The following is a 25,130-nucleotide window of genomic DNA, read 5'->3' as shown; positions in this document are numbered from 1 at the left end:
CTTATTTTTACGCCATGCTACTACCAGAAAGCACCCCTCCTTTCCTTAACCTTCTAAAAAGAGTGATCTACATTCTCATTGGCGCCCCAGGGCAGTTTAAACTGGAGAATCAGGTCTTTAATGCAATCTGTGTCATAGCCATTGTCATTGTCGGATATAACATCCCTTTCAGTTATTATACTGGGTTAAAAGTAGCAGCAGCGATATTTGGGATCTTATTCCTTAGTTTCTGTATCACCTATTACCTTGCCCGTTTCAAAAGGCAACTCAAATTCAGTGTCATCATTTCTTCGGTCATGGTTTTGCTGATGTTGGGCACCAATTATTTCTTCAATGCCGGAGTAAGAGGACCTTCGTTACTCTCCTTCACCCTTGCCTTTTTCCTGATTATGATCATTTCTCCCAGGAAACAATATTGGTTATGGTCTGTCCTCTCTTTAGGTACCGGCCTTGGCCTACTCTTTTTTGAATACAAAAATCCACAGTATATCCAGAGCACCTATACCAATAATGCCGCCATGTTTATTGATATGGCCTCTACCTATATCATCAACATTCTCGTCATATTTGTGGGCCTGTATTACCTGAAGACCGCTTATTATAAGGAAAAAAGATCTGCCGAAGCGAAAGCGCAGATGCTGGAAAGGATGAACCATGAGAAAACAAAATTCTTCTCTATCATTTCACATGATCTACGTTCGCCATTGGCCTCTATTCAAAGCTATATGGAGTTGTTCAGAATGGATATCCTTACTGAAGAAGAGAAAGAAATGATGGAAAGGAAGCTGACCAATGCGGTAAGCAGTACTCAGGAAATGCTGGACAATATGCTTTCCTGGTCTAAGGCTCAACTCAACGACGGGAAGATAAATCTGGAAGTTAACAACTTAAGCGAAGCGCTTGCACCGGTAATCAGTATTCAGAAAGCGGCCTCAAAAGAAAAGAAAATCAAACTGACCCACCAGATCGACCCTGTACTGGCCGTCATGTCAGATGTACATATGCTTCAGCTCATCGTGCGGAACATCATCGGAAATGCGATTAAATTTACGCCTGAAGAAGGGCTCATTCAACTTAGCGTTAGCAAATCAGAACAACATTGCCTGATTAAAATTCAGGACAATGGCAACGGGATTCCCAAAGAAAGCAAGGCGGAAATTTTCTCCCTGAAAGCGCAATCTACCTACGGGACTGCCAATGAAAAAGGGATTGGACTTGGACTCTTCCTATGCAAGGAATATACACAGGCCCAGGGGGGAAAGATCTGGTTTGAAAGCCAGGTAGGCATAGGAACTACTTTTTATGTAGCGCTCCCACTCGACCACGGGGTTCTTTGACCGTTAAGATATACTGAGCTCCTGATCTTCGTTTGTTCCGGTATTGAAAACTATTTTAGTCCGGAATGATTTCGCTTTCTTGTCAGTGGGAAACCAGTTTCTATCCGCATTCACAATGATTAACAAACCTTCTTCGTCCCCCAACGCTGTAAAATTATCTTGTGCAGGTTGTTTTGAATAGACCTCTAGTCCATATTTGTTCATCAGCGTTTCGGCTAAAAAGGGAACATCATCAGAAACCAGTCCGATTTCACTAACATACAAAATTGAGGAACCATCAAAAATAAGATCCGAATTATTGTCAAGATCATAACGACAAATCAGTTCCAGAAGGTTTCCATTGTTATCATAGAAATAAAAGGACTTTGCATTCCATAGCTGGAAATCGGAGAATTCAGTCTCTGCAGTTACCGGTAAGATCGTTGTTCTCTGTTTTAACCAGTGATAGGCCTCCTCCAGTTTATTCCCTGGAATATCAAAAGCAAGGTGGTAAACAGGATTTTCTTCCGGGGAATTTTGAAAAGAAATCAGCGTTTCTCCCAATAAAAGTGAAATCTCCTGCTCATTTTCTCCTTTTACTGTAGCGCCAAGCACCTGAGTATAAAATTGAGCGGTATCCTTTAAATTATTCGTCAGCAGATGTAATTCCTTAATTCTCATGATTCTTTTTATTTTATCGTATCCCTGTTGAGCGCCTAAATTAGGAATATTCCCTTAACGCAATGTCACAGACAGGTATTAACTGAAATTCTGAATACTGTTTCGTAATTTATAAATATTCAACTAACTTATGCTCATCAAGATGGTTAAGATATAAGGAGAACTACTATGTCAAATACGAACAACCCAGCCAAACCGATTAACCTTGAGGGATCGGCCCCTTTATTGTCTGTTTTTAATATGCCTGCATCGGTTCGCTTTTACCGCGATTTACTGGGTTTTGACCTGGTACAAACTGATCATAAACCGGAACGAAAAGATGATTTCCAATGGGCCTTACTTCGGCTAAATGGAATTGAGCTTATGTTAGAGCCCAGGGGCGAAAAGAGCTGTCCGAAACCAATTACCGCAAATGCCTGGCTTGACAGACATGACATGTCGATCTATTTTGGCTGCAAAGAGCTCGATAAGGTATACACCTATCTGTCTTCAAATGGAGTTGATGTACAGGAGCCCTCCACAACTTCTTACGGGTTTAAGGCAATATATGTAAGAGATCCTGATGGTTTCCTGCTTGTATTCCATTGGCCTGAGTCTGAATAAGCCGTACCGCATCCTATTTATTTCTGAAACAAGCAATGCAATAATTTGTTACCCATATATATTTAAAGCAAAAGCCATGACTACGCCTATAAATCCAGAAGACAATGTTCCGCTAGATGACGCTGTAAACTCAGAATCGGAGGATCAGCAAAGCCAAAAAGATATTCATTCTAATGGCATCGATGAAAAATTTGACCTTCCCGAAGGAAATGAGCGGCCGAATACCCAGATCTTGAAACAGGCTTTCGATGCTTCGGAATCCGCGTACACCTTAAATGTAGATAGAGGAATTGCGCCTAAAAAGGAAGAGAAAGACAAAAAGAAGTAATTAATAGAATGCCCGTAATTCTTCTATTATCTTTACAGTTTCAAATTTGATACTGTTCCCTTTCTATGTTCCTGCTTAAATCTTCCTTTCCGGTTTTCATTGGTAAAATTAGTTTATCGCTACTCCTCTTCCTCTTCAGTTCTTTAGTAAGTGCACAGGTAAAGACCGGAATTTACAAAGTTGATGACCGGACGGACAGCGCTTTTATAAACGCTTACTTTCGTCCCTATAATCAACAAAATACCAATCCAAATTTAAACATCAGCACTTTTTACAATTACCAGTACAAACCGCTTTTAGATACTGCTATCGGTGTCAAATATGTAGTGGTTATCAGTAAAAACGACCCGGATAGCGGGGAGCATCCCCCTCTTCAAATGGTTTGGCTAAATAAACATTCCCCGGATAACTTCCACATCACTTACAGTGATTCCCTGATTAGAAAATTTGTAGGAATGGAGCTCTATATAGGAAAAAAAAGAAACTACTGGAATCCTGTCCGGCCATTCTTCAACAATGGTTTTATATGGAATCAGGCATTTGACGATTACTCCTCAGACGACAGTTACAGGTATAAACTAAGTGACAGCAATTTCTACTCAGATAAAAATCTGTTTATACTCAAATCAAAGAAATTTGAGCTTATATCTGATTCTGTAAAGGTAGATTCAAGTACTTATTACAGCTATCCTTTAGGAGATTTTGGTTATAGGACCGCAACAAAACACCTGACTTATAAACAAGCTTTTAGCACATTTAAACTTAAAGAAGCAAAAGCATATCAGTCTTTCTTATACCTTCCACTTGAAGTTAAATTCCATACCGGACCGCTGGGAAGCAATCCGTTAAAAAGTCTTCACGCAGGTGATTTTATTGCCATTACGAAGGAAACTGACGAATGGTATTGGGGAGAGCATATTTCAATTGATGGTCAGATCACTCCAGGAAGGATATACATTGATGATTTATGGATTGGAAAACAGAAATTTCAAACCATAAACGACCTGCAGTTTCAGATAAAGTATAATTTACACTCGGAAGACGAGTATCGTCCAGATGCCGCGGGTATCATTTTAGGAATAAAGATCTATAAAAACAAAAAATTGATACAGGTGATTAAAGAACCGGGTCTGGTAACCGATACGATTCAGATCATTCATCCCGTTGATGTCAACTTCGATGGTTATCCTGATTTGCAAATCTATTCACATTCCGGAGGTGCAGGGCCGAACAATGGCAATAATTACTACCTGTATAATCCGAAAACAAAACAGTTCGATTATCATGCAAAACTATCTGGTTTATTACAACCTGATGTCAATGTAAAAAGCAAAACTATTTTCGCCGCCTGGCGCAATGGTGCGGGAAACTGGGGCGCTGAAAAATACAAATGGATCAATCATAGGCTAACGCTGGTAGAATACTATGAAATCAGGGATATGGATGGAGACAGGATCGCCGAAACACATCATAAGATGATCAAAGGAAAAATGAGAAAGAGAACCCGCATCGTCAGGCAGGAGGAACTAAAGTACCCATTTTAACTATATCATATAAGCAACCAGCCTTTCCATCGCTGAAATAGAGAAACGCTAATAAAAATGTCATAAAATCAATACAAACATCAGATGTTTAAGATCAGCCGTTACCTTTGAAACATCTGATGTTTAAATATGAAAACAACTATAAAACTTTCCGATAAAGTCATTATTGGAATCCAAAAAGATATCGCTTCCGGGAAATTGAAAAAGGGAGAAAAGATCCCTGCTGAACCGGAACTCATGGCACTTTATGATGTGGGGCGTTCCAGCATCCGTGAAGCCATAAAAACACTCGCCATCTCCGGAATTCTGAAGGTCCAGCAGGGTTCGGGTACTTTTGTTGCCTCGAAAATCAAGGATGAAACACTTTCCCAACGTTTAAAGAGGGCTGATTTTGAAGAGATCAACAGCGTGCGTTCTTTATTGGAGAAGGAAATCGTCAGGCTGGCCTGTCAACATCGCTGTGATCAGGACATCCTGATGATGCAGGAACACCTACAACAGCGCAGGAAAGCCATTGAGGGGAATCAGCAAAAGAAATGTGCAGAAGCAGACATTGCCTTTCACATCAGCATCGCAAAATCTTCAGGTAATCATGTCCTTTCTGATCTGTATGAAAATTTCAGTACGGTGATGCGCAACTTCTTCTCCCTCCGGGATGCGGAAGACATTAAAAATTTCGCCAATAGTCAGCATTTACATGAATCATTGGCCGCAGCCATTGTACAAAAAAATCCTCAACTCGCGGAGCAACTGGTCCTAACCATTTTAGACAACAACTATTAACATCATGAATATTTTATTCTTTACCCTCATCCTTTTAATGGGTGCTTATCTTGCCGGCCTTGCAGGTTCGTTAACAGGCCTGGGTGGAGGTGTGGTCATCATCCCTCTTTTAACACTAGGCTTCCATGTAGACATCCGTTATGCAATTGGTGCGGCATTGGTGGCTTCGATAGCCACCTCTTCAGGTTCCGCCAGTGCCTATGTAAAAGAAGGGATCACAAATATCAGGCTTGGGATGTTCCTGGAAATTGCAACCACCTCGGGGGCCGTAATTGGTGCTATCCTGGCGATTTACACACCAGTAAATATCGTGGCCATCCTGTTTGGTGTCATGCTTATTTTCTCCGCAGCCATGACACTGCGAAAAAAACATGAAAATGCGCTGACTGAGGGCAGCAAACTTTCTTACACTTTAAAATTGAACAGTAGCTATCCGACCAAAGAGGGTATCGTTGAATATAAACTAAAGAATGTTGCAGGTGGATTTTCCATCATGACCGTTGCAGGAGTGCTTTCCGGTTTATTGGGGATTGGTTCAGGTGCACTCAAAGTACTTGCCATGGACAGTGCCATGCGGGTCCCCTTTCGGGTAAGTACCACCACCAGCAATTTTATGGTTGGCGTAACTGCGGCCGCCAGTGCTGTAGTTTATCTGCAAAGGGGATACATAGATCCGGGAATTGCCTTTCCAGTGATCATTGGTGTACTTGCAGGTGCTTTTACCGGTTCTAAACTGCTCATGAGAATTAACGTAAAATGGCTGAAGATTATCTTTTGTACTGCCATTACTTTAATAGCAATTAACATGATTTACAACGGCATTCATCATAAATTTTAACAAAATGAATCTGGAAAAGATAAAAAAAGTGACCGACTATGACATGCAGCAGCTCATCGGTCAGGTTTTACGATATGGGGTTCTGATCTCAGGAATAGTAGCAATCATTGGTGGGATCTGGTATTTATATCAACATGGATCAGGTATCCCCCATTATGCCGTTTTTAATGGAGAACCTGCAGGTTATACGAGTTTAACCGGTATTTTAAAAGGCCTCGGCCAGGGAAGTGCCAAAGAGATTATACAACTTGGTGTTGTTATTTTGATTGCCACACCCATTCTGAGGATTGGTTTTTCTCTTGTGGCCTTTGTATTCGAGAAAGATAAGCTTTATGTGGCAATCACGCTTCTTGTACTATCGATCATCTTATTTAGTATGTTCGGCGGATTAAAGATTTAACGAAAAGGCTGTCCCGAAATGAAGTATACTCCAAAAACGGACAGCCTTTTATCTATTTCCAGAATGATTACTGGTATTTATTCAGATAGTCTTGTAATCCACCATTCATCCCCACACCTACCGCTTCAAATTTCCACTCTCCGTTTCTGCGGTAAATCCGGCCAAACTCTACAGCAGTCTCAATAGAAAAATCTTCCTCCAGCTCATACTTCATTAGTTCAACACCATTCTGATCAATAATGCGGACAAATGAATTCTTCACCTGACCGAAATTCTGTTTGCGGGCCTGTGCTTCATGTATCGTTACTACAATACATAGTTCTGAAACTTTGGCATCGGCTTTAGTAAGGTCAACTTTAATAGATTCATCATCCCCATCCCCTGCACCTGTAAGGTTATCACCGGTATGTTCTACTGCGCCATCCGGAGAATTCAAGTTGTTGTAAAAGATAAAGTGTCCATCTGAAACCAGCCTTTTATCCTCGCCAAGCATAAAAACTGAAGCGTCCAAATCGAAATCATGCCCGTTTGAACTATTCGTATCCCATCCAAGTCCAACAGTAAATTTTGGGGCATTTAAATTCTCCCTCTGCCCTTTTTGTAAGTTAATAGCCATATGTATTGATTTGTTTTTTGCTTTACTCTCAAATATTGGCACATTATTTTACATAAACAATACCAGCTCAAATTATTTTATAACAAATCTGTTATGCTATTTTAAAACAGTACCAAAAAAATATCGACGGCTCCATTATTACGTAATTAATAACATACTTAATCAATAATCACAAAAAATATTTCAACATGATAATAAAAATGCATAATAATAATTAATTGTCCAAATAAAACCCGATTAAGCTAAATCAATTTAAAGCCAATAAATATGACTAATTTTGGAAATGACAATTAAGCACCTATTAACAAAGGAACAGGAAACCTTTCTAAAGAAGCACAAGATCTCATCAGAACTATTGTTCGATGCCGAGGGGGGAGACATTACAGAAGATCTACAGAAAAGTATGACTGAAGCGGACAAGGTGATCGCCTGTAACACAGCTAACTGCAGCGAAAATGACACACACACCTTAAAAACTATCGGAGGCTTTTGTCCACAATGCGATACGACTAAAATTGCTGCTGCCCTAAGAGAACTAAAACCAGGTTATATCTACATCTCCGGATCAAGGAGAGGTGGTTTAATCAAAATCGGTTCTTCTAATGAAGGCAAAAGTAAAACACTCACCTTAAATTTAAGCACTGCAAGAGATGGCGGTTATGATGACTGGGAATTGTTATTCAGTGCAAAAACCACAACTTTAGGAAGAGTAGAACGCATGTTTCAAGATAAACTGAGCGAATACAAAGCAGCTTATCAGCATGAAAAAAGCGGTAAACTACAAAATGGAGGCGAATTGTACCGTTGTGCTTACCTAAAAGCCAAAGAAGCTTACCTTTCCCTGCAGGAAGAGCAACAATTCGAGTTTACTCAGATCAGTGAAAAGAAACACATCATTTCTGAATACCAATTCAAGAACTTAAAAATAAAATCAAGCACCGCAGTTACTGAGGCGTAAAATTTTACTTATAGGCCTGATCCAGGTCATCTTTATTTTAGTACCGAAGCATTTCATTTGCTTCGGTACGTTAATTTCACTACGGCCAGTCAGCCTTTCCTTCCCCTATTCCATTTTGGAACGCGATCTACACGGAAACTTTTTATCGGTTTATACATACCTTTTTTACAGATTAAATTACATAAATTTATTCTGAGTAGACCAATCAGCCAAAAGATGAATAAAGAACAGTTAAAGCAGTTATTTGAAGAAAATCACCTATCCAGGATCTGGGAAATTGCAGCCCCAAAAATAAAAAACGGCATTCATATTACTTTAAATAAAAAAAACGAGGAACACATCCCTTTAGGGCAATCCAAAATCGGAGGATTACCTGATTTACCGACAAACATGAACTGGTTTACAGCCGAAAGCATTCCAATGTCTTTTATTGCACAGATCAACCTCACAGAGCTGCATCATTTAGATCTGGAGAATAAACTCCCGGCTACAGGAATGCTCTACTTTTTTTACGATTCCAGTCAGGAAACCTGGGGCTATGATCCGGAGGATAAAGAAAAATCAAAGGTATACTATTACAAAGGAGCTGTCAGTACCCTGGAGAGAAAAGAAAAGCCAGAACTTCTGGAAGACTGGGCCTTCTTTAATGCTGCCTCCATGACTTATAGCGCCGCCTACGACGTACCTGACTACCAAAGCAGCCTCATGGAAGAGGTTAATTTAAGTGATGAAGAGTACGACAGTTACTATAACCTGAATGAAGATCTCCATGAAGGAAACGTCAATAAAGTACTGGGACATTCCAACAACATTCAGGGAGGAATGGAATATGAGTGTGAACTTGTCAGCAATGGATTCTATTGTGGTGATGCCACCGCTTATGAAGATCCCAAAGCGCAGGCCTTAAAAGACAATTCCGGGAACTGGAATTTACTATTGCAGATAGACAGCAATGAGGAGGAATGCGGAATGATGTGGGGCGATTCGGGTAGGTTATACTTCTGGATTAAAGAAACAGATTTAAAGGAAGAAAAGTTTGAAAACAGCTGGCTGATTCTCCAGTGTTGCTAATGTAAAGGCCGTTTGCCAATTCTTACGCCAGACCTTTCCTGACTTCAAATAGTCCTGTTTTATTTTCTTCCTGACCATCATAAAATCATCAAGGCTGACCTGCTCAGCCTTTAGTTTATCCAATTCCAGTTTGCTTTTTATCAAAGCCCGCTCTTCTTCTTTTGTAAATTCATTATTGCCCAAAGCATAACTTGTTCCGGCAATCTCCAGCTTTTCGGTATAACAATCCATCACCAGATTATAGGCGGAAAAATCTTTGATAGGGAAAGTCATCTTATCCCATTTTATAGCAGTAGAATTTTTCTTAGCCGCCTCAAAGGGATAGCTGCAACTAAATATTTTTGTCTCCTGAGCCTTAAAGATGTCTGTGCCGGAAGATCCTTTGCTGCAACTCCAGCCATCATTCTCATCCTCCGTAGAAGAATACCCGATTACAGTGGTATAATTAAGGATTGCCCGGTCGCCCTGATTGGTAAAAGCACAATAGATGATCAGCTGACCATTCACAAGATCTGCTTTTAGGGGTTTCGCCTGTAATACATTTAACCTGGCTTTTAGCTGACCTGTTTTCTGCTTTTTAAGCTCTTCTACTTTTACCTCTGCTTCCATTTTCTCTATTCTCCGCTGATGGTCTTGTTTCACAAAGTTTTCAGCCATGCTGAACACCTCAGACAGAGATTTCCCATTCACTCTTTTTCGTACCACCTCATCAAAAGATCGCTTTCTATTTGCAGACTCATCTCCCCTTTCATAAATCACAGAAAGAGCCAGGACCCGCATGGCGACCTCCAATTTATCTTTTTCCTTTTCGGTTATTCCTGCTTCAATCTTTTTTCTCGACTCTTCAAACTTCTCTTTTGATCCTCCCTTAAAGACATCCTGACAAATGGCCAGGCCAGGGAAAATAATCACAAAAAGGAACAGGGGTAAACATTTTTTCATTGATAATGCTCTATTTTAAATAACTAACGCTAATTATATCATTCCTATTATAAGTGTTTTTCTGCCGGTATAAAAACTTAATGCCCTTAAAAAACATTTCACATGAGAATAGCCTGCCTATTATTTCTTCTTGCTTTACCTTTCTCCGGATGTGCACAATCTAAGTATAATATTAATGGGGAGGAGATAAACCAGGATAGTAAAATGCCTGAACTATTGAAAAGATTTTTTGTTAATGAACTAATCATCGCTGTATTTACTTTGTTCATCGCCAATGACTTCCATCCCCCTCTCTGCCTCAGGAAAAACCAAAAAGAAGCTAAAGCTTGTTCTTGGTTTCACCGCCCTGTACCTTCTGGCGGAAGTTGCAGGAGGGATCATTACCGGAAGTCTGGCTGCGGTTCTCTGATCCACCTAAAGTAGAATCTAGTTTATACGCATTGTGATCATCCAACCTGCAGAAGGCTAACCTAATCAAGGATCTCATCGATACTCTTTTTCCCATAATCAGGAAGGTGTTTCCCTCCCATTTCCAGCAAAGTCGTTTCAATCATTTGTGTCATTGCATTTAAAGCCAGATCATTGGGTGCTGTCCCAAAAGGTTCTTCTATTTCATCTGCAATTGCTTCGAGTGCTACAAAAGTATAGGCGATAAAAATAACGATGAAAGGGGTGAACCAGCTGAGGCTGTCTACAAATCCAAAAGGCAGCAGAAAGCAATAAATATAAACCGTACGATGCAGCAGGATATGATAAGTATAAGGAATTGGTGTGGAAGCAATTCGCTCACAACCTCCTACAATATCCGATAGTTTATTCAGATTTTCATCGAATGCCGTCTGAAGGATGGTATCAATTTTTCCGCTTTCCTTAGCCTGTTGAACCCAAAGTCCCATTTCCTTCATCAGCATAATCGGTTTATATATCGCTGTGCTTAATCTTTTTGCAAGTGTTGGATCGAGCCTTTCCCTGAGGTCTTCGCCCGAATCTGTTCCCCTTAACTGATGTTTTAAAGCATAGGTAAAAGCAATCAGGTAGCGAAGAAAGGTATCCACCTCTTTACCATCCCGGTGATAGCCGCTAAAGGTGATGGCTTGTCTGGCAAGCGAGCGGGTATCGTTTAACAAGGCTCCCCAGAGCTTACGTGCTTCCCAGAAGCGATCATAGCTCGCATTGTTTCTGAAACCGAGAAATAAGGCCAATGCGATCCCAAAAAGGGTAAATGGCGCCGGGCTCAGCGGAATTTTGAAATGAAACAACGTCCCCTTAAGCCATACAATTCCCACCGACATCAGAAACAGCATGAGCAACCTTGGAAGGAGTTGTGGTAAGACAGAGCCTTTCCATATAAAAAGCATGCTAAACCAATGTTCGTTTTTCCTTTGGATCATGGTCCCAAAATTAAACATTTATTGCAAAACAATGTTTAAAACCCAATCTACTCTTCAACTGTTCTATATCATATGAAAGCAACAGGAATTCCTCATCAGCGCCGTTATTTCTCAGGGACCAGCGGCCTGCTCCTTCCCTTTCCCAATAAGCAACACTACCCTACAGAATTCCGTGATAAAAGCCGGTTAACCTTTTACGGAACTTTATTCAACAGCATAGAAATTAACAGTTCTTTTTATAAGATCCCGATGGCATCCACCGTACAAAAATGGGCAGACAGTGTTCCGGAAGATTTCCTGTTTACCTTTAAGCTCTGGAGAGAGATCACCCATCGTAAAGATCTCGAATTTGAAAGGCTGCCTGCTGCTTCAGTTCCCCCCCAGCCTCAGAAGTGATCAGCTGCATCAACTGACGCAACTGCTCCATCATATCCGGCTTGGCGATCGGGAAGAACAGTGGAAAATCGCTTTAGAGTTCCGTCATCCTTCCTGGTATCAGGAAAACACCTACGATTTGATGCGTAAATTCAGGATTTCGCTCGTACTTCATGATAAACCAGGTTCTGCAACTCCAATGATTGAGCAGGAACAGGATTTTGTATACCTTCGTTTTCATGGACCAGAGGGAGATTACAAAGGCACTTATACCGATGATTTTCTGATGGAATATGCCGGTTATATCAAAGACTGGAATGAGGAAGGAAAAACAGTATATGTCTATTTTAACAACACCATAGGTGATGCAATCAGGAACCTGCAGAGCCTGACCAGACATTTGAGGTCGATTTCCGTTCCCTCCTTTTGATTTTATTTCTGAGCGGTCAGTTCATTCAGGAGGTTTTGTATTTCTACATTATAACCCAGCATTTCATCTTTATACTTTTCCGTATTTTCAGCTATAGCTTTATACGCGAGATCATAGCTTTTAATCCTGAGTTCACAATATTTTTTAAGCATCACATTCCGTTCATGAAACACTTCAGGAAGGTTCAATTCATCCAGTTCCTTAATGATATTTAAACTTTTCTGCCAGTTGTCCCGGCCATCTTCTTTAAGCCCTTTCAGTAATTGTTCTTTTGGTGCATCTTTTGGCAATTCATAGACGGCCAATGCTTTAGCCTCTAACTCCGTAAATACAGCGAACTTCCGATCGTAAATGCCATAATCATTCGGGATTTGTTTATAGACCACAAAGGAGCTCGTCAATACCAACAAGCCCATCAATGCGATTGCTCCAAATTTCAACCTGGCATCATCTGCTTTTTTCAAGCCTGGAAGGAAGGCATAACCAATGATTAATCCGCCAATCAATCCGCCGATATGGGCAGCATTGTCTATTCCTCCCCGGATTCCATTTAAAAGGTTGAACGCAACGAAGATCATGATACTTGTCAGCAATGCTTTACGCGCTGTTTTTTCGATATGGTTCGTAGTCAACATCGCAAGGAATACCCCATACATTCCAAAAATTGCACCTGAGGCACCCGCGCTCACCGTCAGGTCATTCCACCATAAACTGGCAACACTTGCCGTGATGCCACTGAGCAGATAAGCAGAAATAAACCGGACTTTACCCAGATAAGGTTCCAGAAGAAGGCCGATATAGACCAATGCATACATATTCATCAGCAGGTGCAAAACCCCGATGTGCAAAAAGCAATTGGTCAGCAGTCTCCAGGATTGTCCTTCTAAGGTCAAAGGGCGAAAATTAGCCCCCCAACTGAGCAGGCTTTCTGTAGTAGGTTCAAAAACATTAACCCCTGCAATGGCCATTATAATGAAAACGAGGATATTCAGGTACATTAAAACCGGAGTGACCACATACCCATTTACCGGCCGGAAAATATAGAAGAACTCTTTAATACTTTCTGCAGTTGTTGCCGGAGGAAGCTTCAAAACATCAGCTTCTGGAGCAACGAAATCAGTTTTCAAAAGTTCATACTTAAAGGAAAGTTCTTCTGCAGAAAGAGGTTTCAATTCATTGTAAACAGCCAAAAACTGATCCACGTTTTTTTTATTTCTTCCCCAATCTACCATTTCGCTTCCCAAAGAGGAACTTTCAATGCGCACAGTTTCTTCTTCAACCGTTACCCTTAACTCTGAATCCCCGTAGAAAGGACCATTATCCGTATGAGCAATCACTCCTGATTCACTAAGCTGGAAGATCTTCCAGCCTAATTGATGTACTGCTTCAACACTGCGAACCAGAAAGGCTTGCCCCTCTCCAGCGTTTAAGGGAATCTCTTCTACATATTTCGGGGTAAATCCTATTGCCATATTTTCTTTTTTCAGGAATATTTATGCGGTCAAAGGTTCATCTTTTATTTAGAAAATACAATGATTTCTAAAAAGATCGCCATCCGAACTATTTATGTTTTTTGAAAGTCTGTGGACCATCCCATTGAGCAGAGGAGAAACTGCATAAAATTTCCATGGTTCAGAAATTTACCTCCCAAGACTAAAGGAAATGGGAATGTTATAGAGTACATTCACCGGAACCCCTCTTTGCATCCCTGGTATCCAGGGCGGGCTTTGCCGCATCACTCTTATCGCCTCAGTCGCAAGTTCCCGATCGATATCGTTCATCAGAGTAATATCTTTTATAGATCCATCCTTCTTCACCACAAAGCGCAGATACACTACCCCTTGCACCCCCCGCTTTTGTGCTCCATTTGGGTATTGAATTTTGCGTCCCAGGTATTTATAAAATTGGTTCATTCCTCCTGTAAACTCTGGCAGGGATTCTTTCTTTGTATACGTATAAACCTGTCCATTGGCGTCCCTGCTTTCTCCGGAAAGGAGCTTCCCATTTTCATAAGTTTCTTTGAATTGAAATCCATTTTCCTTGTCTCCACCTGTCCAAAGCCCATCGTAAGTACCATCCTTAACCTTCCCCTGCTCAACAATTTCAGTAAAGTCATGATTGTAAAAAATCCCGTCTCCATTTCCGTTCTTCACCAAAAATCTTCCTGTAGAATCCATTACCGTATGCATATACGTTTGCTTTAAAATATTCTGTTCCGGATCTAAGGGCCAAACCAGACGAGTATACAATTTTCCATTTGGATAATAAGTATCTACACTATCTCTCAGCAGTCCGTCGCTATAATTTCCGCTGACATGCTTATTTCCATTTTTATAATAGGAAATATAGGGCCCTTCATATTTCGGCGGATTTATGGTTTTTGAAAAACCCGAACTCTTTTCCGTTCCATCAAGGTAATATTCATTTACTTTATACAGCTTACTCCCCTGCTCCGGCTCCTGCACAATACGCAGGTAATCAGCACTGTCACGGAGCTTCACCTGGATCCCGTTATCTTTTAAGAAATACTGATTTTGTCGTTGTGCGAATGTTCCTGAGGCAAAGCCAAGAAAAGTAATAAAAAATAAGCCGGTTTTATTCATGTTTATATAAATTACACCGCTAAGATATTTAAATTTTACTGGAAAGTAATTTGAATTAATGGTCTAAATGCGCATATCCTAAGCGTTCGATGTCGGCTATATGTTTAATCAGATGAACATTTTCTTCTGCTAATAAATAAAGATCATCCGCAGCATCAATTACATGACGGTATAAATGATCTGTAATCAGGATTCCTTTGTTTTTCTTTTCTTCTTCCAGATGTTCTTTAATCCCCCCGATCATCAAAGGGCTCAAATGAGAAAAAGGCTCATCCAACAGGACGAATTTCGATTTGGACTTCAGGATCACATAAAGTTCCAGCAGGCGTCTTTGTCCTCCCGATAACCCGAGCACCTGACTATATAATGCTGATTTAAATTCGGGAAAGTGCTTTTCAAAACTGCTGTAATCCATATTAAAATCAGCAAATACTCTTTTTAGCGTTAAGCTTCCGGGGATAAAATTAAACTGAGGAAGGTAAGACAGCAAGGCCGGAACCGAGTAAGCCTTTGGAACCGATACCCCATCAAAACGAACAGACTTACTGTTGGGAACAAGGCTTCCAAAAATGATGTTCATCAAACTCGTTTTCCCATTTCCATTTCTTCCCAGCAAGCCGCTGACCTTTCCCGTTTCACATTTCAGGTAAACATCAGATAAAATTCTTCTGGAGCCATATTCAAGAAGAACACCGTCTATTTCAAGTTTGTGAATCATGCCAGTTTTAAAGATAAAATGAAGAGCAGCGCAAAGACCAGCAGCTCGGCACTCAGCGTACAGCTCCAAAGAAAAATCTTAGAAATGCTCAGATTTTGATAGTAAAGGAATTCTTTATACTTATAGTTGCTGATATAATAAACAATAATACCAAGTGTAAAAATCTTAAACCAGATCAGCACTGTTAGTGAAGCCATCCCGAGGTACATAAAAAGGCCTGTACAGGCCAGGGAGATCAGAAATGTAGCCGGGAAAAAGCTGGAATAAAAAGTCAGTAAAAGCCGTAATGTTTTTCTTATGGTCATGTGATTGCAAATTGAATAAATCAGGCCTCCTTAATTCCAAATATAAAATATGTATTTGAATAAATCACGTTCCATAGGGTTGTCTTCCGGCGTCTTTATTTTATAATTTAAGTTCCATATGTAATATTGGAAATGGTTTTCCCATCCAGTTCAGAGCGGCTAATGGTCTGAAAATGCATGTGTTCATAAAATCGCTTTTCCAATACCCATTCCCCGGGTATCGGTTTTGCCGTTTTTACCTCTGATACAACTGAGTTCAACTGCCGCTAAATATTCATTTAAAATAAGTGATTTAAAGAAAAGGATATCTTCTTCTTTAAGAAAATGATGTGTTGCCCGCACCGATGCTTCCCAAATCTTGGTATTCCGATGGATGAACAGTATCTATCTCGTATTTCATGCGTGGGTAACAAAATATTAATCAAATTACAAATGTATTCAAATTTAAAACTATTTGCTGATCAGGATTGTTAAGTCCTAATGTATTTCGACAGGGAAGAATTGAATCCGGTCTAACAGCAGTATCAAATGGATAAGAAAACAATCATCATCAACGGGGAAAACTTTTCAGAATTAGCCACATTTTACTTAGAAACAGATAAGGTATTGAGTAAAGATCTGGATTGGCAAACCGGTCATAATCTGGACGCTTTCAGCGACCTTTTGGAAGGAGGCTTTGGCGTCCATGAATATAAAGAGCCCATAAAGCTCATCTGGAAAGATTTTTCAAAGAGCAAACTGGACTTAGGAAAAAAGCTGGCCGACAAACTCGTCAGGATTATTGAAGAGCATGACCATATTGAATTTTCTAAAGCTTAGCCTTACCATACTTCCGCGTTAGCACCCAAAAGAGCAATGCCAACAGACTAAAGCCTGCACCCAAAACACAAACTCCGGTCCAGCCTGAGGCCGCAAATACTTTAGTCGAGGTGATGGAGCCCAGTCCGCTACCGATGGAATAAAAGATCATATATCCTGCAACGATCCTGCTCCTTGCTTCGGGCTGCAAAGTATAAATCAGACTCTGATTGGTCACATGAACGGCCTGAACGGCCAGGTCAAGTATAATGATTCCCAAAACCAACGCCCAGAGGGACGATTCCGTAAAGCCAATTGAAAGCCAGGATAGCAGCAAGAGCGATAACGCGATACCTGTGGTCCATTGTGCTTTGCCCCGATCCGCAAGTTGCCCGGCTTTTGTTGCCCCTAATGTACCAAGCACTCCCACCAGGCCAAACAGACCTATTTCCGTGGAAGACAGCGAAAATGGAGGGGCACTCAATGGGAATACCAGTGCTGTCCAAAGTGTGCTAAAAGCAGCGAAAAGAAACATGGCAATCAGCGAGCGAATCAGCAACAAGGGTTCAGCAGCAAATAGTCTGAACATGGAAATCAGCAATTTCGGATAAGAGGTCAATGTTTTGTGCTGATCGGCTACCGGCAAGACCTTCAATAGTATCCCTGTTAAAACTAAAGTCAGGCCTGCGGAGAGCAAATAAACAGAACGCCAACCGCCAAGATCTGCCATTGTTCCCGACACCGTACGCGCCAGCAATATGCCTGTTACGATCCCGCTAGTCACCAGGCCAACCACACGTCCACGTTCAAATGGAGCGGCTAAAGTAGCCGAATAGGCCACCAGCACCTGCGTCACTACTGCAAGTAAACCCAATAATACCATTCCCGTAAAAAAAACAAAACGATGATGGGCAAAACCAATGATCATCAATGCCAGTACAGACAGCAGCATTTGTCCGGAAATCAGTTTCCTTCGGTTCAGCACATCTCCCAACGGAACGATCAGCAGCAGTCCAAGGCCATATCCGATTTGAGTAACAGTTACAATGATTCCTGCGGAGCCCTTCGGAATCCCAAATTCGGCAGCCATCAGGTGGAGCATTGGTTGTGCATAATATACATTGGCAACAGCTAATCCAGCTGCAACGGCAAACAGTAAAACCATTAAACGGGGCAACGGAGGGAGCGGCATTTCTTCTTGTTCAGCGATCATTTTGAATTGTATATAAGGTTTAGGGAGACAAACCTATTATGTACCAAACAGTACACAATAGGATAAAAAAACTAGAGCAACACTTTCAGTTGCATTTCAATTAGAGGACTTAGAGACCCGGATTGGGAAGATATCCTTCTGGAAATCCCCAGACCATTCCACATGGTGATCAGATGGCTGGCCAACAACTGCGGATCTTCATTGGTCTTGAGCTGTTCCTTTTCAGAGGCCTGGAGAATGACCTGATGAAAAATTTCTTCCAGTTGCTGTAAATGCTGTGCGGCGATGTTCGTCAAAGCCAGATCTCTGGCGGAAAAGTCGGCGATGGTATGACCGAACAGGCAGCCTTTTTCATTGGTTTCTTTTGAGGCGAGGCCGATACTCCTGAAAAGATTTTTAATCACCTCAACCTGATTATCCGCAATGGCCAGTTTGTCCCTGAGCTGCTTCAGTTCTTTCTTACTCACCGACGTTAAAACCTTCTCAAAAAGTTCTCTTTTACCGCCTTTAAAAGCCAGGTAAAAACTCCCCTTTCCGATTCCCATAGCCACCAGCAATTCCTCTGTAGAACTGGCTTCGTATCCTTTTAACCAAAATAGGGCCGCAGCTTTACTGATGACTTCTTCTTCCTCAAATATTTTTGGTCTTCCAGACATATTTCTAAAAACTAAGCCACAAAGATATACTTTTTTTTACCGATCAGTACAAAACATATCGAACAGTTCATTCTAAGCCGAAATATTCCCGTATGTCATCATAAACGGGCTTTTTTGACTTGTTACGCAAGTTCTTTACTGATTGCCCTAAACTTCGCCACAAATACTTTGTACTGAAACGGGGTTCTCTGTTAAGACAGAAAACCCCGCGACATTTTTAAAAGAATGTTAAATTACTTCAGGTTTACATCCACCAGGATAGGGAAATGATCCGAAACATATTTACCATGATAGGTATCGGTCAGTATCCCCCATCGCTTTGCAGTGATGCCTTTGGTCACGAATACATGGTCAATAATTTCATACCCTCCAACATCTTTTCCCCAGGAATTAAACGAGGAGTTATTTACATACGGATATTTCACCTGCGTATAGGTATCCGTTAAAAGACCGGAGTTTGCCAATGTTAAGTACCAGTCACTTTTTTGTCCGCCGTTTAGGTCTCCTGTAAAAATTGCCGGGCTGTTTCCTGCAATTTCTTTGATCTTCTTCAACATCAGTTTTCCGCTTTCTATCCTGGCGATTTTTCCCTGATGGTCAAAATGCGCATTAAAGTAGTAGAACTTCTTTTTACTTTTCACATCCTCCAGGTATACCCAGCTGCAGATTCTGTTGCAGCAGGTCGCATCCCAACCCAGTCCTGGTTTGTCCGGTGTTTCTGACAACCAGAAATCGCCTTTATTTAACAGCTTAAACTTATCCTTACGGTAGAAAATAGCCGAATGTTCTCCGCCATCCTTTCCATCATCACGTCCGGAACCATAATGTACAAATTCAGGAAGCAGTCCATCCAGGTCACTGATCTGGTTTTTCAAGCCCTCCTGGGTGCCAAAAATATCGAACTGATGAAAGCGAATCAGGTTAGCCGCTACAGGACCTCTCTTTTCCCAACGGTTGCCTTCATCTCCTGGATTGTCGTATCGCAGGTTAAATGAGCCAACAGTCAATTGCTGGGCAAAACCAGTCAGGCCAAATCCTATAAAAAATGCAGATAGTATTAAATGTTTGATGTTCATTATATGTGATTTAAAAAATGTTATGGAATGATAAATTACAGGCCAAGCCAATCCGGATGTTGTTGAAGGTTGGGATTGAACAATACATCTGCTTCAGGAATTGGGTATACATAATGTCTCTGCTTAAAAATACGGGTAGTCGTGGCCAGCCAGGTAAGTTCTCCATAGGTATCATTTGACAAACGCTGAGGATTGTCCTGTCCGTTTACTTTCGCAGCTACATTGACATAAGTGACTCCCGGAACCTTTGTGCCAGGCATGACCTGATAGAAACAAACATCCATTACCCCATCTTCGTTGAGGTCCATTGGTACATTCAATGCCGGAACATAAAAACCATTCCAAACCTTAGTCATCAGTTCTCCTCTTTTCCACCTCACGATATCATCAAAGCGAAGTCCTTCCAGGGAGAGTTCAATACCACGCTCTCTGCGAATCTCTAAAAGCGTTGCATCAAAAATATCAGGGAAATAGTTTTCTCTCAGATAAGCATCCGGAATGACAGGTTTTGAGGTTAAGCCTCCGGTGATGCCGGCCCTTTGGCGTAAGGCACCAATTGTTGTTAGCCAATCGGTATCATTAAATCCACCTAACTCCGCCTTTGCTTCGGCATAGTTTAACAATATTTCCGCGTAGCGCATTAAAGAAATAGAATTGATGTTCTTTTCACCACCATCATATCCGGTCTCATCAAGCACCCACTTGATCGGCTGATAACCGGTATAAGTGTAAGAGAATATAGGCGGAGCTGCCTCAGGTGTACCACCGTTTAAGCGTTTGTAACTCCCCATTCTAATGGTTTGCTGCAATCGTTTATCCCTGCCCTTCACCTCTTCTGTAAATGGAAGGATCTGATAACCTGCCCGCGCTGTAAAAGGTGTACCATCAATATTAAGGTAAGTGTTGACAAACATTCTTGTTAAGCTGATTCTCGAACCATAAGTTGCACTTGTCCACCACCAGTTGGCGTCATTATAAACCGCCAGGTTCGCATCGGCCACAGAAGCCAACATCACCTCTGTCGCCACCGGCGCAGTGCTGATAAAAAGATTTCTATAAGCCAGATCCGTACCACCAGCAGTATTCAACGTGAAACTGCCTGAGCTGATTACCTTTTTTGCCGCATCGGCTGCTTCCTTTAACCATTGATCCGCAGTCCCTGTTAGGGATGCTTCTGTATGGTATTTACGGTAAGTTCCTTCATATAAACAAATTCTTGATTTAAAACCAAGGGCCACATATTTAGTAATCAATGAACGGGAATTATCGGTTATTCTCGTCAGGTTATCGCAGGCGTAATTCAAATCTGCCAGCACAGAATCCATCACTAAACTACGGGTATCCCTACCCTTATATAGGTCCGGATCATCTACTTTAAATGTTTTGTTGATCCAGGGTACATCGCCAAACCTCCTCACCTTATCATAATAAAAATAAGCCCTGAAAAATCTCGCCAGTGCGTTGTATTGCGTTCTGATGGCAACAGGCACTTTAGGATCCTTGTTATTCTCCAGAAAATAATTAATGTTCCTCAGGTTCTCCCATTTCCAACCATCACTCTGTCTGGAACCAAAAGCCCCTTCCAGTAAAAAATTAGGCGCCTGACTGCGCGCGGCATAATCAGACATTGCATCTCCTTTATGGGCGTCCGAGGCCCTTGGCAATAGCTTATAAAATGAATTTGCATACAACTCCAGTCCTTTTTCATTTCCAAATACGGCTGCATTTGTTGCCGTATCCTGTGGTGTTTGATCTAATTTCTTACAACCTGAGAACAGAATTCCGGTTGCTATAAACCACAATAAGAATTTTTTCATATCTATATCTTTAAAAATATTGTTCATTTGTCCTGATTAAAATGTTGCGGATAAACCCAAACTGAAGCTTTTCAGAATCGGATAATTGTTGCCATTACCAGAGCTTTTAGTAGGGTCTGTTTCCAGTACCCGATCTGATTTTCCAATATTTTCCACGTCAAGATCTCTGGTAATTTTATACAAAGGCGACCATGACCAGAGGTTTTCCCCGGTAAAGAAGACTTTCAAATTGCTCAGGCCTATTCTTTTAATGAAGGCCGGTGGTACATTATAACCCACCTGCAGGTTCTTCATTCTGATATAAGCAGCATTCTGCAGGTATTTTGTTTGCACCTGTGTCAGCGTTGCAGAACCATTTTGCGCGATATAACCTCTGTATCTTGGGAAGTAAGCATCCGGGTTTTCAGGCGACCAGATATTGCCGAGCTGAGATTTCGGAACTTTATTATATGGACGGTTGTATTGTCCCCAGAAAGTTCCGTTTTCAGCTCCCGGATACCAGTCCATCTTTCCTACACCCTGGAAAAAAGTACTGAAGAAAAAGCCACTCCAATCGGCCCCAAGAGAAATTCCGTAGGTATAACGTGGGGTAGAATTACCGATGATCTTGCGATCCCCAGGAGTTCCTACCGTATTGCCTCCGTTATTGATAACCCCGTCGCCGTTTAGGTCAGCAAATCTGATGTCACCAGGAAGGATCTTTCCGGTATTGGAAGATTTATACAACACCTGGTTAGGGGAACTGGCAATGTTCTCAGCGGTATAATAACCATCCGTTACAAATCCCCAGATCTCTCCTACTGCCTGCCCTGCATAATAATTATCCAGTCTTCTTTCCGGATTATTGAATTTGAGGATTTTTGCCGTATAGTCTGACAACGTTAAACGAACAGAATAATTGAGCGGTTTACCACCAGCCTCAAATTTGTCATTCCAGGAAACGGTTGCCTCCCATCCTTTAGTCTTCAGATCCGCATAGTTTCCCTTTGGAACTTCTATTCCAAATACTGCAGGCAACGTCATTCCTACAGTAAACATATCCGTGGTTTTACGGATATAAGCGTCTCCGCTAAAGTTTAAACGGTTGTTCAGAAAAGCGATATCCAATCCAAGATTCTGTGTGGTAGAAGTTTCCCAGGTCAAACCATCAGGAATCACCCCAGGCTGATTCGTCTGTTGAGGACGCACGCCATTTAAAACCCTGTCCGATTGCGAGATGCTAAATTTCTCCATAAAAGCATAAGAACCGATGTTTCCATTTCCCAAAGAACCATAAGAGGCCCTGATCTTTACATCAGTAATGGCGTTAGGGTTTACCTTCCAGAAAGGCTCCTTACTCAATCTCCATCCCGCTGAAACTGAAGGAAAGAAAGCATAACGCTGATTGGATGGAAATTTAGAAGAACCATCATAACGCCCGTTCATCTCTACCAGGTAGCGGTCTTTAAATGCATAGTTCAACCGGTAAAAACCGCCTAGTATCGCCCATTGATCGTAACCTCCATCTGTCGTAATGGATTGTCCGAGTGCAAGGCTGATGTCCTGGGCATCTTCAAAGATTAAACCATTGCGAACCGTTTCCAGCTTCCTGTAAGTAGACTGCTCATAATTATACCCCGCAAGGACTTTCACATAGTGATCCTTTCCAATTTTAGGCTCATATTCTCCATAAACGTTGGTAGCCAGGTATTGCGTCGTTCTGTACAGCTGTTGCAGGTCATTAAAATTGGTTCCTACATATTCAATTACCCCTGGTTTTCTGCTATAAGGAACGGGAACACGTCTTCTGCTTTCATTGTTATTGGTATTCTGAATGGTAAAGTCACCTTTTACCCTGAATTTATTGTCAAAGAAATTACTGCTGAATCCCGTGGTATTACGGAATACTTTCCTGTCCATATCAATTCCATTCTTGCCATAGTATAAATCTCCTACACCATAGGCAGCAGAATAAGTTAAGGTTCCATCCGGATTAAACATTGGGGCGACATTATGTCCTTCATCCGCAATATTTCTCCAGATTCCCCCACCTTCTCCTACGTTAACCGGGTTGTGGTATTTAATCGCAGAGTAATCGGCGTTGTTGTATACCTTTAACCAGGGATATAACTCGATCGACCCCTTGGCCCTAAGATTATAAGACTGATAGTCATCGGAATTATAACGGAACAGTCCTGATTGGGTAAAAGACCTTCCTGAGACGTAAAAATCAGTCTTTCCGCTTCCACCGGATAGCGAAACATTCTGATCTGTAGCGGCATTGTGGCCCTTATACAATTGTTCATACCAGTCGGTACTGCCATAATACACGTATTCTCCGTTACTGTTTACTTCATACTTCGGTAAACTCGGGTCTTCCGACCTCCGTTTCAATTCTTCCAGATAGGCCGGAGAGAATTTCACTGTTTTATTGATATTCTGAGGTGTTTGGGAATAGTCATTCCAGGCCGACCAGGACTCGTTAAACATACGGGCAAAGGTGTAACCATCGGTTACGTAATCAGGAACTGTAGTCGGCTTTTTAATCGACTGTGAAATCGTATAACTGATCGACGTTCTTTCCTTTGCCGGGCTTTTAGTCGTGATTAAAACCACCCCAAAAGAACCTCTGGCACCGTAAATCGAAGCAGAAGCCGCATCTTTTAACACTGTAACACTGGCGATATCATTGGGATTGATTCTTGAAGGATCTCCCTCTACACCATCGATCAATACCAAAGCATTACCGCCCTGACCAATGGAAGTCGTCCCTCTGATATTATAGGCCGGCGACTGGATCGGCTTTCCATCTCCAATGCTAAGGTTCAGATTTGGGATCATTCCCTGCAAACCCTGAGCAAGATTGGGAACCGCACGGTTCTCCAGCATTTTTGAAGTCACCTGATCAACCGCACCAGTCAGGTTTTCTCTTTTCTGAGTACCATATCCAACCACCATCACTTCATTTAGGGTACCCGGTTCTGCCGTTAAAGAAACATTTAAGCTGGTAATCTCTCCGGCTTTTACATTTACTTTAGTCTGGGTCACACTGCCATAAGAAATATAACTCACCACAAGTGTATAAATCCCGGGAGCGGCACTGATGCTATAAGTACCGTTTGTATTGCTCTGTACCACTGCATTCAGCTCTATAACTTTAATTGTTGCTCCAGGCAAAGGTTCTCCTTTTTCGTCCACAATTTTACCGCTGATCTTACCTGGCTCCTGATTGCGGAGCAGGGTGATCATCCCCGGCACTTCTTCTCTGAAAACAATATCCGTTTCCTGGAAAATGCTCATCAGAATGGAAGAGATTCTTTTCTGATCAAAATCCATCTCCCCAACTTTGATTTTCCGAAGGCTAAGGTAAGCCGGGTCATAGGCAAAATCGACTCCGCTTTTCAGCCTCAATTGCTCAATAACGTTCAGCAGGTTCTCTCTTTTGAAAGAGATATTGATTCTTTTATCTAAGGCCTGTCCGTTGGAACTTTCCGCAAATAACAGTTGCGAACAGGCGATAATAGCGCAGTAAACAAGAAGAGTATGACGCATAATTTTCCGCAATAGCAGTAAATGTTTTTTCATATATTTGATACATTATTGATAAATAAGATTCTTTTTAAGATCCAACAGACAGAGGGTCTCAAGCTTATGCTGTTGAATTTATCGCTCCGGATCTGCTTCAGATC

General features: G+C 41.4%; 24 protein-coding genes and 1 pseudogene. 11 read left to right on the top strand and 14 right to left on the bottom strand.

The window, feature by feature from the left end:
* Nucleotides 1-14 precede the first annotated feature (14 nt).
* Nucleotides 15-1,337, top strand: coding sequence for a sensor histidine kinase (locus tag BLQ87_RS00770; RefSeq protein ID WP_074604018.1), 1,323 nt, complete (start codon nt 15-17; stop codon nt 1,335-1,337).
* Nucleotides 1,338-1,340: 3 nt separating this feature from the next.
* On the opposite strand, the gene BLQ87_RS00765 is transcribed toward BLQ87_RS00770, so the two are convergent.
* On the bottom strand, nt 1,341-1,997 hold the full coding sequence (locus BLQ87_RS00765) for a VOC family protein (protein WP_074604016.1): 657 nt from the start codon (nt 1,995-1,997) through the stop codon (nt 1,341-1,343).
* 168 nt (nt 1,998-2,165) lie between these two features.
* Between BLQ87_RS00765 and BLQ87_RS00760 the strand changes: the two genes are divergently transcribed.
* The 6 genes from BLQ87_RS00760 to BLQ87_RS00735 all read left to right on the top strand — a co-directional run bounded on the left by BLQ87_RS00760 (nt 2,166) and on the right by BLQ87_RS00735 (nt 6,493).
* Nucleotides 2,166-2,600, top strand: coding sequence for a VOC family protein (locus BLQ87_RS00760; protein ID WP_074604012.1), 435 nt, complete (start codon nt 2,166-2,168; stop codon nt 2,598-2,600).
* Nucleotides 2,601-2,676: 76 nt separating this feature from the next.
* Nucleotides 2,677-2,928, top strand: coding sequence for a hypothetical protein (locus tag BLQ87_RS00755; protein WP_074604010.1), 252 nt, complete (start codon nt 2,677-2,679; stop codon nt 2,926-2,928).
* Between the two features lie 65 nt (nt 2,929-2,993).
* The gene (locus BLQ87_RS00750; RefSeq protein WP_074604008.1) at nt 2,994-4,472 is read left to right on the top strand and encodes an XAC2610-related protein; all 1,479 of its coding nucleotides are present in this window, start codon (nt 2,994-2,996) and stop codon (nt 4,470-4,472) included.
* A gap of 129 nt (nt 4,473-4,601) precedes the next feature.
* Nucleotides 4,602-5,255 (top strand): FadR/GntR family transcriptional regulator, encoded by a 654-nt coding sequence (locus BLQ87_RS00745; RefSeq protein ID WP_074604005.1) that lies wholly within the window; start codon nt 4,602-4,604, stop codon nt 5,253-5,255.
* A gap of 4 nt (nt 5,256-5,259) precedes the next feature.
* Nucleotides 5,260-6,093, top strand: coding sequence for a sulfite exporter TauE/SafE family protein (locus tag BLQ87_RS00740; protein ID WP_074604003.1), 834 nt, complete (start codon nt 5,260-5,262; stop codon nt 6,091-6,093).
* A gap of 4 nt (nt 6,094-6,097) precedes the next feature.
* Nucleotides 6,098-6,493 (top strand): DUF1634 domain-containing protein, encoded by a 396-nt coding sequence (locus BLQ87_RS00735; RefSeq protein WP_074604000.1) that lies wholly within the window; start codon nt 6,098-6,100, stop codon nt 6,491-6,493.
* Between the two features lie 67 nt (nt 6,494-6,560).
* Here BLQ87_RS00735 and BLQ87_RS00730 read toward each other — a convergent pair whose 3' ends face one another.
* The gene (locus BLQ87_RS00730; RefSeq protein ID WP_074603999.1) at nt 6,561-7,109 is read right to left on the bottom strand and encodes a TerD family protein; all 549 of its coding nucleotides are present in this window, start codon (nt 7,107-7,109) and stop codon (nt 6,561-6,563) included.
* Nucleotides 7,110-7,392: 283 nt separating this feature from the next.
* Between BLQ87_RS00730 and BLQ87_RS00725 the strand changes: the two genes are divergently transcribed.
* Together BLQ87_RS00725 and BLQ87_RS00720 are read left to right on the top strand one after the other, a co-directional pair.
* Nucleotides 7,393-8,067, top strand: coding sequence for a hypothetical protein (locus BLQ87_RS00725; protein WP_074603998.1), 675 nt, complete (start codon nt 7,393-7,395; stop codon nt 8,065-8,067).
* Between the two features lie 216 nt (nt 8,068-8,283).
* On the top strand, nt 8,284-9,138 hold the full coding sequence (locus BLQ87_RS00720) for a YwqG family protein (protein ID WP_074603997.1): 855 nt from the start codon (nt 8,284-8,286) through the stop codon (nt 9,136-9,138).
* On the opposite strand, the gene BLQ87_RS00715 is transcribed toward BLQ87_RS00720, so the two are convergent.
* The 3 genes from BLQ87_RS00715 to BLQ87_RS00710 form a co-directional block, all read right to left on the bottom strand.
* Nucleotides 9,088-10,080, bottom strand: coding sequence for a hypothetical protein (locus BLQ87_RS00715; RefSeq protein WP_074603996.1), 993 nt, complete (start codon nt 10,078-10,080; stop codon nt 9,088-9,090). The genes BLQ87_RS00720 and BLQ87_RS00715 overlap by 51 nt on opposite strands.
* Nucleotides 10,081-10,320: 240 nt before the next feature.
* Complete coding sequence (locus tag BLQ87_RS33660) at nt 10,321-10,494, bottom strand: hypothetical protein (RefSeq protein WP_172664782.1); 174 nt, start codon at nt 10,492-10,494, stop codon at nt 10,321-10,323.
* A gap of 56 nt (nt 10,495-10,550) precedes the next feature.
* A complete protein-coding gene (locus BLQ87_RS00710; RefSeq protein ID WP_074604882.1) occupies nt 10,551-11,471 on the bottom strand; it encodes a bestrophin family protein in 921 nt (306 codons plus the stop codon).
* Nucleotides 11,472-11,543: 72 nt separating this feature from the next.
* Here BLQ87_RS00710 and BLQ87_RS34220 point away from each other — a divergent pair.
* Nucleotides 11,544-12,276: pseudogene (locus tag BLQ87_RS34220) on the top strand (DUF72 domain-containing protein).
* A 2-nt stretch (nt 12,277-12,278) separates the two neighbouring features.
* On the opposite strand, the gene BLQ87_RS00700 reads toward BLQ87_RS34220, so the two are convergent.
* The 4 genes from BLQ87_RS00700 to BLQ87_RS00685 form a co-directional block, all read right to left on the bottom strand.
* Nucleotides 12,279-13,748, bottom strand: coding sequence for a rhomboid family intramembrane serine protease (locus BLQ87_RS00700; RefSeq protein WP_074603995.1), 1,470 nt, complete (start codon nt 13,746-13,748; stop codon nt 12,279-12,281).
* 168 nt (nt 13,749-13,916) lie between these two features.
* The gene (locus tag BLQ87_RS00695) at nt 13,917-14,879 is read right to left on the bottom strand and encodes an energy transducer TonB (RefSeq protein WP_074603994.1); all 963 of its coding nucleotides are present in this window, start codon (nt 14,877-14,879) and stop codon (nt 13,917-13,919) included.
* Nucleotides 14,880-14,934: 55 nt separating this feature from the next.
* A complete protein-coding gene (locus BLQ87_RS00690) occupies nt 14,935-15,597 on the bottom strand; it encodes an ATP-binding cassette domain-containing protein (protein WP_074603993.1) in 663 nt (220 codons plus the stop codon).
* The gene (locus tag BLQ87_RS00685) at nt 15,594-15,902 is read right to left on the bottom strand and encodes a hypothetical protein (RefSeq protein WP_074603992.1); all 309 of its coding nucleotides are present in this window, start codon (nt 15,900-15,902) and stop codon (nt 15,594-15,596) included. The genes BLQ87_RS00690 and BLQ87_RS00685 overlap by 4 nt, the downstream gene beginning before the upstream one ends.
* Nucleotides 15,903-16,430: 528 nt before the next feature.
* On the opposite strand from BLQ87_RS00685, the gene BLQ87_RS00680 reads away from it, so the two are divergent.
* Nucleotides 16,431-16,721: a barstar family protein gene (locus BLQ87_RS00680; protein ID WP_074603991.1), complete on the top strand. Its 291-nt coding sequence runs from the start codon at nt 16,431-16,433 to the stop codon at nt 16,719-16,721.
* Here the strand turns inward: BLQ87_RS00680 and BLQ87_RS00675 are convergent.
* From BLQ87_RS00675 to BLQ87_RS00655, 5 genes are all read right to left on the bottom strand, one after another.
* Entirely contained in the window at nt 16,711-17,913 is a 1,203-nt protein-coding gene (locus BLQ87_RS00675; RefSeq protein WP_074603990.1) for an MFS transporter, read from the bottom strand. The genes BLQ87_RS00680 and BLQ87_RS00675 overlap by 11 nt on opposite strands.
* A gap of 71 nt (nt 17,914-17,984) precedes the next feature.
* Entirely contained in the window at nt 17,985-18,569 is a 585-nt protein-coding gene (locus tag BLQ87_RS00670; protein ID WP_074603989.1) for a TetR/AcrR family transcriptional regulator, read from the bottom strand.
* A gap of 233 nt (nt 18,570-18,802) precedes the next feature.
* A complete protein-coding gene (locus tag BLQ87_RS00665; RefSeq protein ID WP_143010293.1) occupies nt 18,803-19,645 on the bottom strand; it encodes an endonuclease/exonuclease/phosphatase family protein in 843 nt (280 codons plus the stop codon).
* Between the two features lie 35 nt (nt 19,646-19,680).
* Nucleotides 19,681-21,462, bottom strand: a complete 1,782-nt coding sequence (locus tag BLQ87_RS00660) for a RagB/SusD family nutrient uptake outer membrane protein (protein ID WP_074604880.1) — start codon at nt 21,460-21,462, stop codon at nt 19,681-19,683.
* A 36-nt stretch (nt 21,463-21,498) separates the two neighbouring features.
* Entirely contained in the window at nt 21,499-25,026 is a 3,528-nt protein-coding gene (locus BLQ87_RS00655) for a SusC/RagA family TonB-linked outer membrane protein (RefSeq protein WP_074603988.1), read from the bottom strand.
* Nucleotides 25,027-25,130: the final 104 nt, after the last annotated feature.

The organism is Pedobacter steynii, from assembly GCF_900103665.1.
In the GTDB taxonomy this organism is placed as follows: domain Bacteria; phylum Bacteroidota; class Bacteroidia; order Sphingobacteriales; family Sphingobacteriaceae; genus Pedobacter; species Pedobacter steynii.
The sequence above is the reverse complement of the archived record's forward strand: the minus strand, read 5'-3'. Positions and strand labels throughout refer to the sequence as shown.

Bases quoted from the DNA above. Each gene is read 5' to 3' on its own strand.
- BLQ87_RS00770 (WP_074604018.1), top strand. From the start codon at position 15: ATGCTACTACCAGAAAGCACCCCTCCTTTCCTTAACCTTCTAAAAAGA.
- BLQ87_RS00765 (WP_074604016.1), bottom strand. From the start codon at position 1,997: ATGAGAATTAAGGAATTACATCTGCTGACGAATAATTTAAAGGATACC.
- BLQ87_RS00760 (WP_074604012.1), top strand. From the start codon at position 2,166: ATGTCAAATACGAACAACCCAGCCAAACCGATTAACCTTGAGGGATCG.
- BLQ87_RS00755 (WP_074604010.1), top strand. From the start codon at position 2,677: ATGACTACGCCTATAAATCCAGAAGACAATGTTCCGCTAGATGACGCT.
- BLQ87_RS00750 (WP_074604008.1), top strand. From the start codon at position 2,994: ATGTTCCTGCTTAAATCTTCCTTTCCGGTTTTCATTGGTAAAATTAGT.
- BLQ87_RS00745 (WP_074604005.1), top strand. From the start codon at position 4,602: ATGAAAACAACTATAAAACTTTCCGATAAAGTCATTATTGGAATCCAA.
- BLQ87_RS00740 (WP_074604003.1), top strand. From the start codon at position 5,260: ATGAATATTTTATTCTTTACCCTCATCCTTTTAATGGGTGCTTATCTT.
- BLQ87_RS00735 (WP_074604000.1), top strand. From the start codon at position 6,098: ATGAATCTGGAAAAGATAAAAAAAGTGACCGACTATGACATGCAGCAG.
- BLQ87_RS00730 (WP_074603999.1), bottom strand. From the start codon at position 7,109: ATGGCTATTAACTTACAAAAAGGGCAGAGGGAGAATTTAAATGCCCCA.
- BLQ87_RS00725 (WP_074603998.1), top strand. From the start codon at position 7,393: ATGACAATTAAGCACCTATTAACAAAGGAACAGGAAACCTTTCTAAAG.
- BLQ87_RS00720 (WP_074603997.1), top strand. From the start codon at position 8,284: ATGAATAAAGAACAGTTAAAGCAGTTATTTGAAGAAAATCACCTATCC.
- BLQ87_RS00715 (WP_074603996.1), bottom strand. From the start codon at position 10,080: ATGAAAAAATGTTTACCCCTGTTCCTTTTTGTGATTATTTTCCCTGGC.
- BLQ87_RS00710 (WP_074604882.1), bottom strand. From the start codon at position 11,471: ATGATCCAAAGGAAAAACGAACATTGGTTTAGCATGCTTTTTATATGG.
- BLQ87_RS00700 (WP_074603995.1), bottom strand. From the start codon at position 13,748: ATGGCAATAGGATTTACCCCGAAATATGTAGAAGAGATTCCCTTAAAC.
- BLQ87_RS00695 (WP_074603994.1), bottom strand. From the start codon at position 14,879: ATGAATAAAACCGGCTTATTTTTTATTACTTTTCTTGGCTTTGCCTCA.
- BLQ87_RS00690 (WP_074603993.1), bottom strand. From the start codon at position 15,597: ATGATTCACAAACTTGAAATAGACGGTGTTCTTCTTGAATATGGCTCC.
- BLQ87_RS00685 (WP_074603992.1), bottom strand. From the start codon at position 15,902: ATGACCATAAGAAAAACATTACGGCTTTTACTGACTTTTTATTCCAGC.
- BLQ87_RS00680 (WP_074603991.1), top strand. From the start codon at position 16,431: ATGGATAAGAAAACAATCATCATCAACGGGGAAAACTTTTCAGAATTA.
- BLQ87_RS00675 (WP_074603990.1), bottom strand. From the start codon at position 17,913: ATGATCGCTGAACAAGAAGAAATGCCGCTCCCTCCGTTGCCCCGTTTA.
- BLQ87_RS00670 (WP_074603989.1), bottom strand. From the start codon at position 18,569: ATGTCTGGAAGACCAAAAATATTTGAGGAAGAAGAAGTCATCAGTAAA.
- BLQ87_RS00665 (WP_143010293.1), bottom strand. From the start codon at position 19,645: ATGAACATCAAACATTTAATACTATCTGCATTTTTTATAGGATTTGGC.
- BLQ87_RS00660 (WP_074604880.1), bottom strand. From the start codon at position 21,462: ATGAAAAAATTCTTATTGTGGTTTATAGCAACCGGAATTCTGTTCTCA.
- BLQ87_RS00655 (WP_074603988.1), bottom strand. From the start codon at position 25,026: ATGAAAAAACATTTACTGCTATTGCGGAAAATTATGCGTCATACTCTT.